We start from the raw sequence: 14857 nt of genomic DNA on the forward strand, positions 1-14857 counted from the left end.
GCGGGCCCGCTTTTGTGTTCTTGAGAGGATCTCCGTGTGAGTGACGAAGTACAGCCAGGGTTCGTTCGTGTCCGGCTCGATCTTTCCTACGACGGGACCTCGTTCTCCGGGTGGGCCAAGCAGGCCGGGGGGCGGCGGACCGTGCAGGGGGAGATCGAGGATGCCCTGCGGACTGTTACGCGGTCCCAGGACACGACGTATGAGCTGACCGTGGCCGGGCGGACCGATGCCGGGGTGCATGCGCGGGGGCAGGTGGCTCATGTGGATCTGCCCGAGGCGGTCTGGCGTGAGCATCACGAGAAGTTGCTGAAGCGGCTTGCCGGGCGGCTGGACAAGGATGTGCGGGTGTGGGCGCTTCGGGAGGCTCCCAGTGGCTTCAACGCCCGGTTCTCGGCGATCTGGCGGCGGTACGCGTATCGCGTCACCGACAATCCCGGCGGTGTTGATCCGCTGTTGCGCAGTCATGTCCTCTGGCACGACTGGCCGCTCGACGTCGACGCCATGAACGAAGCCGCCCAACGGCTGCTGGGGGAGCATGACTTCGCCGCCTACTGCAAGAAGCGTGAAGGTGCGACCACCATTCGTACTCTGCAGGAGCTGAGCCTCGTGCGGGGGGATGACGGGATCGTCACCGCCACCGTGCGGGCCGACGCCTTCTGCCACAACATGGTGCGGTCGCTGATCGGGGCGTTGTTGTTCGTCGGGGACGGGCATCGGGGGGCCGAGTGGCCGGGGAAGGTGCTCGCCGCCGGGGTGCGGGACTCCGCTGTGCATGTCGTGCGGCCGCACGGGCTGACGTTGGAGGAAGTCGGTTACCCCGCTGACGAGTTGCTGGCCGCGCGGAACAAGGAGGCGCGGAACAAGCGGACGTTGCCGTCGGCGGGGTGCTGCTGAGCCGCAGGAAAAGAAGAAATGACCTGGGGGTGTCAATCCCCGCCTGCCCCTTGTGAGTTTACTTTCACCAGGGCCACATTGGACCCTTACAATGCGATCACAAGGGCGATATTGGGGGAGGGGTCATTTTGAACAGGGGCAGCAAGGGTTCCGCTTCGTTGGGGCGGCGCTCGGCATTGCGTGTCATGGGGCTCGGCGGTCTGGCCACGGCGGGCGGGGTCGGTGCGCTGGGTATGGCTTCCCCGGCTAGCGCTGCCCCCGCGGATGGTTTGACGGTGCCGACGTACGCCCCGACCGGACGACGTCCGCGCTATCGCAGGGCGACCTGGAGCCAGCAGTTCCAGTCGGGGCACGGCTGGTTGGCCGGCGGCGGGGGCACCGCCTCGTCGAACCCGGGCGACACCGAGGTGTTCACGCGCGGCACCAGCTCGGTCCGCGTGACCACCGCCGGCAGCGGGGTCCAGTCGTACGTGCGCAAGACCGGCATGGACGCCATGGACCTCACCGGCAAGATGATCCGGATCATCTTCCGCGTGGCGGACGTCACCCATCTCAGCAGGCTGGCCTTCTACGTGGGCACCGGTGCGCTGAAGAACGCCTTCAGCTGGCGTTTCCACACCCACTCGGCGACCGGGACCAACTACGTCCAGTCCGGGGAATGGGTGACGGTCCATCTCCAGTGGGCCGACGTCCTCGCCGCGTCCGGCACGTTCACGCTCTCCGCGCAGGGTGACCCGTCCGTGCGGTCGGGCTTCACCGACATGTCGTTCGCGGTCTACGACGACGCCGCAGGCCCCGTGACGTACCACCTGCAATCGATCGAGCTGGTGCCCGACACCACGTCGGTCTTCCCCCAGGGCGCGGTGTCCATCACCTTCGACGACTCGCACGTATCCGTCCACGACCTGGCCCGCCCGGTGATGGACCCGCGTGGAATGCCGGGCACCCTCTACAACATCGCCGACGCGATAGGTACCGGTTCCTTCCTGGGAATTGGGCAGATGCGTTCCCTCCAGGATTCCTCCGGCTGGGAAATGGCCGGGCACGCGTACGCCAACTCGGCGCACACGGTGAGCTATGCCAAGCTGACCGCGCAACAGGTCGACGACGATTTCCGGATGCTCCGGGAGTGGCTGGTCGGCAATGGATTCACCAGCGAGCACTTCGCCTATCCGCACGGTGCTTTTCAGAAGACCACCGACGGTGTGCCCGTCGATCTGCTCGCCGCCCGTCACTTCACCACGGCCCGCTCCATCGTTTCCGAGACGATCGAGAGCTTCGCGCCGGCCATGCCGTACCGGCTCAAGGCGTTGACCGGTATCACCGACGGGTCGGGCGTGGGGGGCACGGCGCTGACCAAGGTGATCGCCGAGGGCGGGCCGCTCGACCGCTGTGCCCGCAGCGGTGACTGGCTCATCCTCTGCCTGCACAGGATCGTCGCGGGTACGCCCACGGCGAGCACCGAGATCAGTCAGACGGGCCTCAGTCAGCTGATGACGGAGATCGAGAAGCGGGGCATCCCGGTGCTCACCGTGCAGGAAGCGATGGCGTACTACACCTGACAGGCCCTGGGGCCTAGCGGCGGTCGCCGAACCAGCCGTCCTGCCCGTACGCCTCTTCCTCGGGCGCCCAGTGCTGTTGACCGTCTCCCTGAGGCTGCTGAGGCTGCTGGGGGTACGGGCCCTGAGGCTGCTGCGGGATGTGCGGGACATAGGGGGCCTGGCTCTGCCCCTGCCACTGGTCGTAAGCCTGTGCGGGCTGCTGGTGGTGGTAGGGGTTCTGCACGAAACCGGGGTTCGGGTCCTGGACCTGCGTCACGCCGTTCCACGCCACCGGCTGCTGGGGCACGTTCCGGCCCAGTTCCCGCAACTCGCCCTGGGTGCGGGCGTCATAGGCAGGGGCCTCCGCCATGCCGTTCGGGTTTCTCCGGGACGCGTGCGGGGCCGTGCGGGCCAGTGCGATGCCCTCCAGGCGCATCATCTCGATCGTCGAGGAGACCTGCTGTGACGAGTACTCGTCCTCTTCCTCCCAGACCGCCGAGACGTCCTGCTCGTGGTCGCCGGCGACCGACACCTCGACGCCGCCCTGACGGGTGCCCCAGCTGCCCTTGTGCAGGGTGAGCAGGGCGTAGAAGCGCAGCGGGGTCAGCAGGACCAGCTGGATGACGCCGTACAGCGGAGCGAGGAGGAACATGCCGAACCGCTTGATGAAGCCCATGCCGCGGCGCGGGAAGTCGAGATACCGGACGTTGCGCAGGTACCCCATGAGGACCATGAAGATCAGGTAGTCGCCGATGTGGTGGACGAACTGCTCCGGGCGCATGATCGGCAGGATGACCATGGAGTAGAACATCGCCGACCCGAAGATCAGCCACAGCGCGAGTTCCATACAGGTCAGCCAGAAGGCGGGCCGGTACTTCTTCTGGTGGGTGAACGCCCACAGGGACTCACGGAAGAAGGACTTGTTCCAGCGGACCTGCTGGCGCAGGAAGTGCGGCAGCTTCTCCGGTACGGCGGTGTAGCCGACGGCCGTCTCCTGGAAGACGACCTGGCCTTCGATCAGGCAGTAGTTGGTCATCCGTCGGTCGTCGCCGAAGACGGCCGGCTTGCCGAGGAACTGCTGGTTGAGGAAGTCCGGCAGGTATTTGCGCACCAGGGTGCCGCGGTACACGGAGAGCGCGCCGCAGCAGCACAGCACCGACTTCAGCCGGGAGTACGCGGCCCGCTCGAAGAGGAACGAGTTGCCGTACCGCAGGTCCTGGAGGCGGGTGAAGATGTTGCTGTCGTGGTTGAGCGCGAGCACCATGCCCGTGGAGGCCATGATCTTCGGGTTGGCCATGGGCAGCAGCAGCTCACGGACCGTGTCCCGGGACAGGATGGTGTCGGAGTCGACGCACAGGAACAGGTCGGAGTAGGGCGCCGCCTCGAAGCCGAGGGCGAGTGCCTCGCGCTTTCCCTTGTTCACCGGCTGCACGCTCACGGTGTACTTGACGCCCTTGGCCTCGAACTCACGGCGCAGCTTCTTGGCCGCCTGGATGCCGGAGGGGTTGGCGCTGCAGTCGTCGATGATGTGGATCTCGTTGGGGAGCCGGCTCTGCGCGAGGAGGCTGCGCATGCCCTGCTCGAACATCACCGGGTCCTCGTTGTAGATCGGGATGACCGCGGTGACCCACGAGTTGTCCAGCAGCAGCAGTTCCTCGCGGTCGGCCTTGGCGGGCCGGTAGAAGAGCGCGCCGAACATCTTCAGGGCCAGCAGCCCCATCGCGCCGAACGAGTACAGATGGAGGGAGTCCGGGTCCAGCTGGCCGAGGATCACGGCGGCGATGGCGACGAAGAAGAAGTACGAGACCTTCAGGTGCCGTCTGCGCCGGTGCCCCCGGCGACCTTCGGCGCCGACGGCGCCCGGTATGTAGATGTCGCTCACAGCTTGACCACCTGCGGGTGGTCGGCCGACTTGCCGCGCGTGTCGAAGAGCAGGCGGGTGTGGTCGGCCAGCTTGTCGAGGTCGATCTCGCTGTGCTGCTGGAGGAGGATCGTCAGGTCCGCCTGCTCCGCGCCCGCGAGGTAGTCGTCGACGCGGGGCACCGCGGTGCCCTCGACGGTCCAGTTCTCGACGCGGGGGTCGAAGTAGGAGAGATCGGCGCCGCGTTCGAGCAGCAGCTCGGCCACGTCCATGGCAGGGCTTTCCCTCTGGTCGGAGATGTCCGGCTTGTAGGTCACGCCGAGCAGCAGTACGCGCGAGCCGCGGATCGGCTTGCCTCGCTGGTTGAGGAGATCGGCGGCGCGAGACACGACATGGGCGGGCATCCGCTGGTTGATCTCCTGGGCCAGTTCCACGAAACGGAACGGGATGCCGAGCGAACGCACCTTGTACGACAGGTAGTTGGGGTCGATCGGGATGCAGTGGCCGCCGACACCGGGGCCGGGGTAGAAGGGCGCGAAGCCGAAGGGCTTGCTGGAGGCACAGCGGATGGCGTCCCACAGGTCGACGCCGATCTCGCGGCAGAACATCGCCATCTCGTTGACGAGGGCGATGTTCACGTGCCGGTAGGTGTTCTCCAGGAGCTTGGCCATCTCGGCCTCACGGGTGCCCCTGGCCTCCACCACGCTGCCCACGAAGCGCTCGTACAGGGCGCGGGCGGCCTTGGTGCAGTCCGGGGTGGTGCCACCGACCACCTTTGGCGTGTTCTCCAGACCGAAGAGCGGGTTGCCCGGATCGATGCGCTCGGGGGAGAAGGCGAGGTAGAAGTCGACGCCTGCCTTCAGGCCGCCGGCCTCCAGCCGGGGGCGGACGACCTCGTCGGTGGTGCCGGGGTAGGTCGTGGACTCGAGGACGACCAGAGTACCGGGGGTGAGGTGGCTCGCGATGTCCTCGACGGCGGCGTCCACCGCTCCGAGGTTGGGCGCGCCGTGCTCGGTCAGCGGGGTGGGCACACAGATGACGACCGCCGCCGCGTCCGCGATGACCTCGGGTGAGTCGACCGCGCGGAAACCCTGTTCGAGCATGGTGCGCACATCGGCGTCGCTGATGTCATCGATGTGCGAGGACCCCGCCGACAGGCCCTGGACCACCGGCAGGCTGCGGTCGAGGCCGACGACCTTGAGGCCGGAGGCGCTCGCGGCGCGGGCCAGCGGCAGCCCGACGTATCCGAGCCCGATGATCACCAGATCGACAGTGGCGTTTCTGCTCACGACAATGCATCCCCCGTCGGTGCCACCCCCCAAGAGCTCCGATGGCAACACGCACAGTTGTTATTCGAATACAGGCGCGGGAATCGTAACAGTGTCCCCATGAGTCCTCCATGACTCGCTCACAGTCGTGTTTCTCACCCAACTCGCGTACAACCCTTGGCTGTTGTCGTGAGTCGACCCGATTGTCATCGGGGCGATGTCTGAACATGTCCATGACGGCGAACGTGGTGACTAGTACCCTGTGCCGACCCATTCGCCGGTCGCATCCCCCCGCGCCCTGAAGGAGTGTCCGTGGCGTCCCCTCGCCGTGAGCCCCGCCGCAGTCGTACAGCACGCACGTTCAAGGCACTGCTGGTGGTGACAGTCCTCGTCGGAGCCGGTCTGGCCGCCCGGCCGCTGTGGCGCCAGGTCCATCCGGAGCCGCCGGAGCTCACTGTCCGGTACCGGACGGCCGCCGCGGCCGATGCCGACGCCGTCCGGCCGTGGCTGGAGGTCTTCAACACCTCCGAGAAGCCCGTGTCGCTGAGCGAGGTCGCGCTGCGGTACTACTTCACGGCCGACGGGGACGCGTCGTACGCCTTCAACTGCGTGGAAGCGGCGGTGGGTTGCTCGAACGTGACGGGGACGGTGGTCGCCATGGACGAACCCCACGAGGGCGCTGATCACTACCTGGAGCTCGGGTTCACCGAGAAGGCGGGGACGCTGAAGCCCGGCGCGAACAGCCGAGGGCTGGAGATCCAGCTCTTCAGGACCGACCACAAGTCCGTACGGCAGGACGGCGACTGGTCCTTCGACGCCTCCAAGCGCACGTACGAGAACTCCGACCGGATCCCCGCCTACAAGCGTGGCACCCTGGTGTGGGGTGAGGAACCCGGCGGCGAGGGCGCCGACTCCACGGCCGCGCCCGTCACCAGGGCCGTGGCCGAACTCCCCGACGGCGGGTTCTTCGACGACTTCAACTACCGCGGCCCGAAGGACACCGCGCTGTTCAAGCACGGCTGGCTGGTGCGGACCAGTGAGGGAGGCCCCGGTATCGAGGGCACCTGGACGGCGCAGGGCGTCTCGTTCCCCGCCGACGACAAGGCGCTCGGCGGCCAGGTTCTGCAGCTGCGCGCTTCCACCGACGGCACGAAGGCCGGCACCCGGCAGGCCGCCCTCGGCACGAAGGAAGCCAAGTTCCGCACCGGCACCTACGCGGCCCGCATCCACTTCACCGACAAGCCGACGAACGGCGAGAACGGTGACCCCATCAACCAGACGTTCTTCACCATCGGCGGCTCGGGCGCCAAGTACAGCGAACTCGACAACGAGTACATGCCGAACGGCGGTTGGGGTGCGCCCGGACCGAAGCTGGACACCACCACCTGGCGGAACGCCGATGAGGGCGACCGCGTCACCCGCAAGACGGAGAAGAGCCTGGCCGGCTGGCACACCATGCTGATGACGGTCGAGAAGGACTCGGTCACTTACAGCATCGACGGCAAGACCCTCTACCGCAGCGGGGCGGACTACGCGCCGCGCGCCGACATGGCGATCAACTTCAACACCTGGTTCGTCGAACTGCCCTTCACCGGCGATCGGACCTGGGACATGCAGATCGACTGGATCTACCAGCAGTCCGGCGAGTCGCTTTCGGCCAAGGAGGCCGAGCAGGCCGCCAAGAAGTTCCAGAGCAGTGGCGTGAGCTACTTCGACACACTGCCCGCCGCCTGAGCGGACGCCGGACGCCGGCCGCCCGCGATGCGGGCGGTCAGCCCGCCGCCGCCGAAGCCTGCGCCTCGCCGCGCCGCCGGATCTGGCGGAACGTGAACGTGGCGAGGTCGTCGCCGGTGGAGAAGACCTTCGTGTCCTTCGCCGTCACGTCCTTGCCGTTGGTGAAACCGGTGATCGTGAAGTAGGCGTAGCGGCCGTAGGAGTTGGTGGTCGTGCGGCAGATGGCGGAGGTGCAGAAGGACTTGACGCCGGTGCCGGCGAGCGACTTGACGATGCTCTTCGTGTCGGCCTGGCCCTTGGCCTGGAGGGCCTTCGCCTCGGTGTCGAAGACGGCCACGCCGACCGTCACCGCCACGCCGTCCTTGGTGTAGGTGACGCGCAGGAGGCGGGTGCAGTCGTTCGCGGTGAGGATCTTGGGGAGCGTGCCCTGGGCGACCGAGGCGCAGTTCTTCGTGTCGGCCGTCGGGCCCTTCTTGTACACGGTCTCGCCCATGGTCAGCTGCGTGCCAGGGAAGAGGATGTCCGCGCTGAGCGCGGCCGTGTCCTTCGTCTTGCTGGAGATGAAGTCCTTCGGGTCCAGCGGGGGCGGAGCGCTGGTCGGCTCGAACGACGGCGCCGCCTCGGTGGTGCTGCCCGGTATGTCCGCGGTGGCCGGCAGCTGCGAGGTCTGGTTGCCGGCGGTGTCGCTGCCGCCGTTCGCGTTCACCACGGCCACCGCGACGGCAGCGGCCACCGCGACGGTGGCGACCGCGCCGCCGCCGATGAACAGCAGTCTGCGCCGCTTGTTGCGCGTCTCGGACTGCTCGGCGAGCGCCGCCCAGTCCGGGGTCTGGTCGCTGCCACCGTTGTCCCAAGGCGGCTGCTGCTGCGAATTCGGTGTCCAGGGATCCCACTGGGACTGAGGTCCCCCCTGCCCAAAGCTCATGAGCCGCATCTTAGACGGGGGAAGGGGGGTGCTGGTGAGTCTCATCAGGCTCTGGAATCACCGGTGTTCGTTGGGTGGGGGAGGGTAAAAGCGACATCTCGGGGTGGTTGGTGCGGAGGGAGTCCGGGGCTAATATCGAACGCGTGTGCTAGCAAATATGCGTTCATGCAGCATGTACGGCCATACGGCGATGACAACGGCCCCGCACCGCTCCCGTGTCCCTTCTCACCTGGTGGAAGCGGACCCGTTTTGACCCGTCCGGGGCCGCGCGGGTACTCTTGCAGTTCGTTATGCGTATTGGCTTGGTCGTTCTCAGGCGAGAGGCCCATACGTAGGTTCCCTGGAGCAGTTACCAGTGGGCGGCATACGGGCAGCGTTCCCGGCACTGTCGTCCCCAGCTGCACGATCGCTTCAGTGATGCCATGTGTCAGCACCCATCCACTGAAGAAGAAGGCTGCGAAGTGCGTACGTACAGCCCCAAGCCCGGCGATGTGACTCGCCAGTGGCACGTCATTGACGCTCAGGACATCGTCCTGGGCCGTCTGGCTACCACTGCCGCGAACCTCCTCCGTGGCAAGCACAAGCCGACCTATGCCCCGCATATGGACATGGGCGACTTCGTCATCATCATCAACGCCGACAAGGTTCACCTGTCCGGCAACAAGAAGACCCAGAAGCTGGCGTACCGCCACTCCGGCTACCCGGGTGGTCTGCGCTCCGTCCGTTACGACGAGCTGCTGGCGAAGAACCCCGAGAAGGCCGTCGAGAAGGCCATCAAGGGCATGATCCCCAAGAACACCCTGGGCCGTCAGATGCTCTCGAAGCTGAAGGTCTACTCGGGCGACCAGCACCCCCACGCTGCGCAGCAGCCGGTGCCGTTCGAGATCACCCAGGTCGCGCAGTAGTTCCGGCCACACCCCTAAACAGAAAAGAATCTGAGGAGAACCGTGGCCGAGACCACCGTTGAGCAGCCGGTCGAAGAGACCGAGACCGAGCTCGTCGACATCGAGAGCTACACCACCGAGTCCGAGGTCCCCGTCGAGGGCGAGTACACCTCGGAGTCCCTCGCCGGCCGCTTCGGCGACCCGCAGCCGGCCGCCGGCCTGGGCCGTCGCAAGAACGCCATCGCCCGCGTCCGGATCATCCCGGGCACCGGCAAGTGGAAGATCAACGGTCGCACCCTTGAGGACTACTTCCCCAACAAGGTGCACCAGCAGGAAGTCAACGAGCCCTTCAAGGTGCTCGAGCTCGACGGCCGCTACGACGTCATCGCCCGCATCGCGGGTGGCGGTGTCTCCGGTCAGGCCGGTGCGCTCCGTCTCGGTGTCGCCCGCGCGCTGAACGAGGCGGACGTGGACAACAACCGCGGCGCCCTGAAGAAGGCCGGATTCCTCCGTCGCGACGACCGTGCGGTCGAGCGCAAGAAGGCCGGTCTGAAGAAGGCCCGTAAGGCCCCGCAGTACAGCAAGCGTTAATCTCCGCTGCCAGCTGTACTCCGAACGCCCCGGCGGCACGCCATTGTGCCGCCGGGGCGTTCGTTTGTCACAGGCTTGGGCGTATAACGGCACAAGGCGCTCAATGGCTTGTGTGATCGGATGTCCCGGCATGGAATGCCTGGGACGCAGGAGCCGCGGGACAACGGCAGCCCGCTTCCGAAACTGACGCTTCCTCAGGAGGACAAGTGGGACGACTCTTCGGTACGGACGGCGTGCGCGGTGTCGCCAACGCGGATCTGACGGCCGAGATGGCACTCGGCCTCTCCGTCGCCGCGGCGCACGTGCTGGCCGAGGCGGGCTCGTTCGAGGGCCACCGGCCGACGGCCGTGGTCGGACGGGACCCGCGCGCGTCCGGGGAGTTCCTGGAGGCCGCCGTGGTCGCGGGCCTGGCCAGCGCGGGAGTGGACGTGCTCCGCGTCGGCGTGCTGCCCACCCCGGCGGTCGCGTACCTCACCGGCGCACTCGGCGCCGACCTCGGCGTGATGCTCTCCGCGAGCCACAACGCCATGCCCGACAACGGCATCAAGTTCCTGGCGCGCGGCGGGCACAAGCTCGACGACGCGCTGGAGGAGCGGATCGAGAAGGTCTACGAGGAGCACCGCACCGGCGCTCCCTGGGACCGGCCCACCGGTGGCGGCGTCGGCCGCGTGAAGTCGTACAACGAAGGCTTCGACCAGTACGTCGCCCACCTCCTCGGCGTCCTCCCGAACCGGCTCGACGGGCTGAAGATCGTCCTCGACGAGGCGCACGGCGCTGCCGCCCGGGTCTCGCCCGAGGCGTTCTCGCGGGCCGGCGCCGAGATCATCACGATCGGCGCGGAGCCCGACGGGCTCAACATCAACGACGGCTACGGCTCCACCCACCTGGGCCCGCTGAAAGCCGCCGTCGTCGAGCACGGCGCCCACCTCGGCATCGCGCACGACGGTGACGCCGACCGCTGCCTGGCCGTGGACCACACCGGTGAGGAGGTGGACGGCGACCAGATCATGGCCGTGATCGCGCTTGCGATGCGGGAGCGTTCCGCACTGCGCTCCGACACCGTTGTCGCGACCGTCATGTCGAATCTGGGCTTCAAGCTGGCCATGGAGCGGGCAGGGCTGAAGATCGTCCAGACCGCCGTGGGCGACCGGTACGTCCTGGAGGAGATGAAGGAGCACGGCTACGCCCTCGGAGGCGAGCAGTCCGGCCACGTCATCATCCTCGACCACGCCACCACCGGCGACGGCACGCTGACCGGCCTGCTGCTGGCGGCGGAGGTCGCCCGCACCGGTCGTACGCTCCAGGACCTCGCGTCCGTCATGGAGCGCCTGCCGCAGGTCCTCATCAACGTGCCCGACGTGGACCGCGCCCGGGTCGGCACCTCCGCGGAACTAGCGGCCGCGGTCGCCGAGGCCGAGCGCGAACTCGGCTCCACGGGACGGGTGTTGCTGCGTCCGTCGGGTACGGAGCCGCTGGTACGCGTGATGGTCGAGGCCGCCGACATCGACCAGGCGCGGTCGGTCGCCGGACGGCTGGCCGATGTCGTGAAGTCGGCGCTGGGCTGAGTCTCGGTCCCGCCCCCCTTGGACAGACCGACGTGACGGTTCGACGTGGCGGTCCGGCGATGATCGCGTTCGGCCGCGGCGGCAGTCCGTGATCGTTACGATCAACGGTCTGACGACAGTCGTCTGAGCGCCTTGGGGGGCCGGGATGAGTACGGAACAGCAGTCGGGCAGCGGCACGAGACGCCGGAAGTTCCTGGCGGGGGCCGTCACCGGGCTGGCCGGTGCGGCGATCACGGTGGGCAGCGCGACGCCCGCCGCGGCGGTCGGGGCCGCGGACTGGTTCGACGTCAAGGACGCGGCGTACGGAGCGATCGGTGACGGCATCACCGATGACACCGCCGCGATCCAGAAGGCGATCGACGCCGCGGCGGCCCACGGCGACCCCGAGGGGGCCCACGGCGGCACCGTCTTCTTCCCCACGGGCGAGTACCTGGTCAAGCCCTCGGGCGACACTCCCGCCCTGACGGTCACCGGCGACAACGTCCGTCTCGTGGGTGTGAACAGCAAGGCCGCGATGCTCAAGAAGGGCGCCGACGGAATCCTTCTGCGCATGTCGGGGACCGGCTCCTCCGGGAACGGCGCGACGCACCGGCGCTACTGCTCGATCGACAACCTCGGCTTCAACGGCAACAGCCTCACCGGTCTGCTGCTGGAGCTCTACTACACGGACAACTGCTACTTCCGCGACGTCTTCATGACGAGCAACCTGGACATCTGCATCGACGCCGTGGAGTTCTGGGACTCCCGCTTCTACAACCTGGCGATCGAGGCGTCCACGGGGCCCGCGGGCAGCACCGCCCACCCCAACATCTGGCTGCGCAACACCTCAACGGCCACCGCGGGGGCATGGGGACACAGCACCGACAACATCAACCAGATCCACTTCACCGGCTGCCGCCTGGAGGCGTTCGGGACCGGCGCGCTGTGGATCACCCAGGGGCCGGCCGCCACCAACAGCCCCAACGGCATCCACCTGACGGACTGCAAGTTCGAGACGTCACAGATGAAGGGCGGCCCGCACCTGAAGGTCGACGCCTCCTGCAAGCACGTCCACGCCAGCAACATCTACGCCTTCGCGGGCGGCTTCGCCAGCGGCTACTCGACCGCGCAGAACATCATCGCCTGGGCCGGCATCGCCAGTTCGCTGGAGAACGTCCTCATCGCCAACGGCTCCACGGCCACCGTCAACTCCGGCGTCGATCTCTACGCCGGATCCGGCACGACCGCCGTCCTGCGGGACGTCGTCGGCCTCTACGGCACCAAGCCGACCGGCGCCCACATCTACTACGAGGCGAGCAGCGCCGGCGACTTCCTGGTGGAGAACTGCTACGGCAACACCGGCACCCAGTCGAGCGGCACGATCCCGACCCGCAACCAGCCGGGACCCCGGCTGCGCCTGGTCGCCGGCGCCGTCAGCGACTCCTCCTTCACCCGGACGCCTCTCGACGGGACGATGGCGGTCGACACGACCAACGACCGGCTCTACGTGCGGGTGGGCGGCAGTTGGATGTGGTCGCAGCTCAACTCGTAACGCCCCGGCGGTGAGCCAGTAGCGGGTCCAGCGGCTCAGAACTTCCCTGCTTTCGCCGTACGTTCGCGCTGTCTGGCCCAGAACCACTTCTGGGCCAGGAGCGTGAGCGTGCCGGCCAGGATGATGCCGAGCAGGTTGAGGAGGAGCTGGTTCGTCGAGCCGGCGGTCTGTTCCGTGTCGCCGTAGCTGAGTGCCACGGCGGCGTTGGCGGCGGCCGGGACCGTGGTCACCGAGATGGCCACGCCGACCAGGAGGCCCGACTTCGCCGAGGTCAGGGAGAGGGTGCCCGCGATGCCGGCCAGGACCGCCACGACGAACGAGAACGCGTCGGGGGCGTAGACGAAGCTGGTGTTGGGGCGTTCGGCCTCCAACTGGGCCTCGCTGAAGAGGTCCAGCGCGTCCATCAGCCAGCTGAAGCCGACCGTCGCCGCCATGGCGATCGCGAAGCCCGCGATGAGTGCGATCAGCGAGCGCAGAGCCAGGCGCGGGTGGCGCTGGACGATCGCCGTGCTGAAGCCCGCCAGTGGGCCGAACTCCGGGCCCACCGCCATCGCGCCCACGATCAGGATCGCGTTGTCGAGGACCACACCGCAGGCCGCGATCATCGTGGCGAGCGTGATGAAGGCGACGTAGGTGAAGGAGAGGGTGGACTCCTCGTGCGTCGCGTCCGCCAGGTGCTCCCACAGCACCGCGTCCGCACCCTCGCCCGGCGCCTCGTCCTCGGCCTTGTCCGCGCGCTTGGAGATCGACAGGTCGATGTTCTCCACGGCGATGGAGCCGGTCTTGTCGAGGTCCAACGCCCTTAGCGCACCGATGAGTTCGTCGCCCGCCTCACGAGCGACGTCGCACATGACGACATCGCCGGCGGGGTTGCGGGCAGCGCCCGGCATGACGACGAGGTGCGTGGTGCCGACCGTCTTCTCGATCAGGCGGACTACGTCGTCGGTCCTGTCGGCCGGGGTGATCAGGCGCAGATGCAGCATGACGCCTTTCTAACAGGCGCCGGTGACATCGAGTGTGCTGCTACAGCTTGCGCAGGCTCAGGCGCCTCACCTTGTGGTCCGGGCCCTTGCGGATGACGAGGGTGGCGCGGCCTCGGGTGGGGGCGATGTTCTCCACCAGGTTGGGGCGGTTGATGGTGCGCCACAGGCCGCGGGCGTAGTCGACGGCCTCCTCTTCGGAGACCTGGGTGTACTTGCGGAAGTACGAGTTGGGGTTCTGGAAGGCGGTGTCGCGCAGCTTCTTGAACCTGTTGAGGTACCAGCGCTCGATGTCCTCGGCGCTGGCATCGACGTACACACTGAAGTCGAAGTAGTCGGCGAGGCCGACGCGGGTGCGGCCGTCGCTGCCGGGGAGGGCGGGCTGCAGGACGTTGAGGCCCTCGACGATCAGGATGTCGGGGCGGCGGACCGTGAGCCGCTGGTCCGGGACGATGTCGTAGATGAGGTGGGAGTAGACGGGTGCCGTCACCTCGTCCTTGCCGGCCTTGATGTCGGCGACGAAGCGGGTCAGAGCCCGGCGGTCGTACGACTCGGGGAAGCCCTTCCTCGACATCAGGCCGCGGGCCTGGAGCTCCTTGGTGGGCAGCAGGAAGCCGTCCGTCGTCACCAGCTCGACGCGCGGGTGCTCGGGCCAGCGGGAGAGCAGGGCCTGGAGGAGGCGGGCGACCGTCGACTTTCCTACGGCCACGGAGCCGGCGACCCCTATGACGAACGGCGTGCCCGACTGGGAGCCCTTCTCACCGAGGAAGGTGTTCAGCGCCCCTCTGAGGCCGTCCGTGGCACCGACGTAGAGGTTGAGGAGGCGGGAGAGCGGGAGGTAGATGTCCCGGACCTCGTCCAGGTCGATGACGTCGCCGAGGCCGCGCAGCTTCTCCACCTCCTCGGCGGTGAGCGGCAGCGGTGTCTTCTCGCGCAGCGCGCTCCACTCGGCGCGGGTGAGGTCGACGTAGGGAGTCGCCTCCGGCCTGTGCCGGTGGGCGCTCCGGGGCATCGGGGAGACCGGAGAGATCACAGTCCATTGTTAACGGAGTTTGAACGGGATGGCGGGTGGGGTCGGTCACG

General features: G+C 67.7%; 12 protein-coding genes. 7 read left to right on the forward strand and 5 right to left on the reverse strand.

The features are described from left to right. Positions 1 to 36 precede the first annotated feature (36 nt). Together truA and AC5DRG_RS32135 are read left to right on the forward strand one after the other, a co-directional pair. On the forward strand, positions 37 to 894 hold the full coding sequence (gene truA, locus AC5DRG_RS32130; protein ID WP_491802964.1) for a tRNA pseudouridine(38-40) synthase TruA: 858 nt from the start codon (positions 37 to 39) through the stop codon (positions 892 to 894). A gap of 275 nt (positions 895 to 1169) precedes the next feature. Next, entirely contained in the window at positions 1170 to 2456 is a 1287-nt protein-coding gene (locus tag AC5DRG_RS32135; RefSeq protein WP_491802965.1) for a polysaccharide deacetylase family protein, read from the forward strand. 13 nt (positions 2457 to 2469) lie between these two features. Here the strand turns inward: AC5DRG_RS32135 and AC5DRG_RS32140 are convergent, their stop codons facing one another. Next, entirely contained in the window at positions 2470 to 4317 is a 1848-nt protein-coding gene (locus AC5DRG_RS32140; RefSeq protein ID WP_491802966.1) for a glycosyltransferase, read from the reverse strand. Beyond that, positions 4314 to 5585, reverse strand: coding sequence for a nucleotide sugar dehydrogenase (locus AC5DRG_RS32145; RefSeq protein ID WP_491802967.1), 1272 nt, complete (start codon positions 5583 to 5585; stop codon positions 4314 to 4316). The genes AC5DRG_RS32140 and AC5DRG_RS32145 overlap by 4 nt, the downstream gene beginning before the upstream one ends. A 291-nt stretch (positions 5586 to 5876) precedes the next feature. Here AC5DRG_RS32145 and AC5DRG_RS32150 point away from each other — a divergent pair, with 291 nt between their 5' ends. After that, a complete protein-coding gene (locus AC5DRG_RS32150) occupies positions 5877 to 7298 on the forward strand; it encodes a cellulose binding domain-containing protein (RefSeq protein ID WP_491802968.1) in 1422 nt (473 codons plus the stop codon). Between the two features lie 37 nt (positions 7299 to 7335). Here AC5DRG_RS32150 and AC5DRG_RS32155 read toward each other — a convergent pair whose 3' ends face one another. Then, a complete protein-coding gene (locus tag AC5DRG_RS32155; protein ID WP_491802969.1) occupies positions 7336 to 8223 on the reverse strand; it encodes a hypothetical protein in 888 nt (295 codons plus the stop codon). 461 nt (positions 8224 to 8684) lie between these two features. Between AC5DRG_RS32155 and rplM the strand changes: the two genes are divergently transcribed. The 4 genes from rplM (at position 8685) to AC5DRG_RS32175 (ending at position 12794) form a co-directional block, all read left to right on the forward strand. After that, positions 8685 to 9128 (forward strand): 50S ribosomal protein L13, encoded by a 444-nt coding sequence (gene rplM, locus AC5DRG_RS32160; protein ID WP_045559465.1) that lies wholly within the window; start codon positions 8685 to 8687, stop codon positions 9126 to 9128. A 42-nt stretch (positions 9129 to 9170) separates the two neighbouring features. Beyond that, positions 9171 to 9698: a 30S ribosomal protein S9 gene (gene rpsI, locus AC5DRG_RS32165; protein ID WP_491802970.1), complete on the forward strand. Its 528-nt coding sequence runs from the start codon at positions 9171 to 9173 to the stop codon at positions 9696 to 9698. A 206-nt stretch (positions 9699 to 9904) separates the two neighbouring features. After that, a complete protein-coding gene (glmM, locus tag AC5DRG_RS32170; protein WP_491802971.1) occupies positions 9905 to 11263 on the forward strand; it encodes a phosphoglucosamine mutase in 1359 nt (452 codons plus the stop codon). A gap of 145 nt (positions 11264 to 11408) precedes the next feature. Next, on the forward strand, positions 11409 to 12794 hold the full coding sequence (locus AC5DRG_RS32175) for a glycosyl hydrolase family 28-related protein (protein WP_491802972.1): 1386 nt from the start codon (positions 11409 to 11411) through the stop codon (positions 12792 to 12794). 35 nt (positions 12795 to 12829) lie between these two features. On the opposite strand, the gene AC5DRG_RS32180 is transcribed toward AC5DRG_RS32175, so the two are convergent. Together AC5DRG_RS32180 and coaA are read right to left on the reverse strand one after the other, a co-directional pair. After that, positions 12830 to 13777, reverse strand: a complete 948-nt coding sequence (locus AC5DRG_RS32180) for a DUF389 domain-containing protein (RefSeq protein ID WP_491802973.1) — start codon at positions 13775 to 13777, stop codon at positions 12830 to 12832. Positions 13778 to 13817: 40 nt separating this feature from the next. After that, complete coding sequence (coaA, locus tag AC5DRG_RS32185) at positions 13818 to 14786, reverse strand: type I pantothenate kinase (protein WP_491802974.1); 969 nt, start codon at positions 14784 to 14786, stop codon at positions 13818 to 13820. Positions 14787 to 14857: the final 71 nt, after the last annotated feature.

It is taken from the genome of Streptomyces sp. JLBG701, assembly GCF_058544905.1.

Coding starts and splice junctions, on each gene's coding strand:
- AC5DRG_RS32155 (WP_491802969.1), bottom strand. CDS start 8,223: ATGAGCTTTGGGCAGGGGGGACCTCAGTCCCAGTGGGATCCCTGGACA.
- AC5DRG_RS32175 (WP_491802972.1), top strand. CDS start 11,409: ATGAGTACGGAACAGCAGTCGGGCAGCGGCACGAGACGCCGGAAGTTC.
- AC5DRG_RS32180 (WP_491802973.1), bottom strand. CDS start 13,777: ATGCTGCATCTGCGCCTGATCACCCCGGCCGACAGGACCGACGACGTA.
- coaA (WP_491802974.1), bottom strand. CDS start 14,786: ATGCCCCGGAGCGCCCACCGGCACAGGCCGGAGGCGACTCCCTACGTC.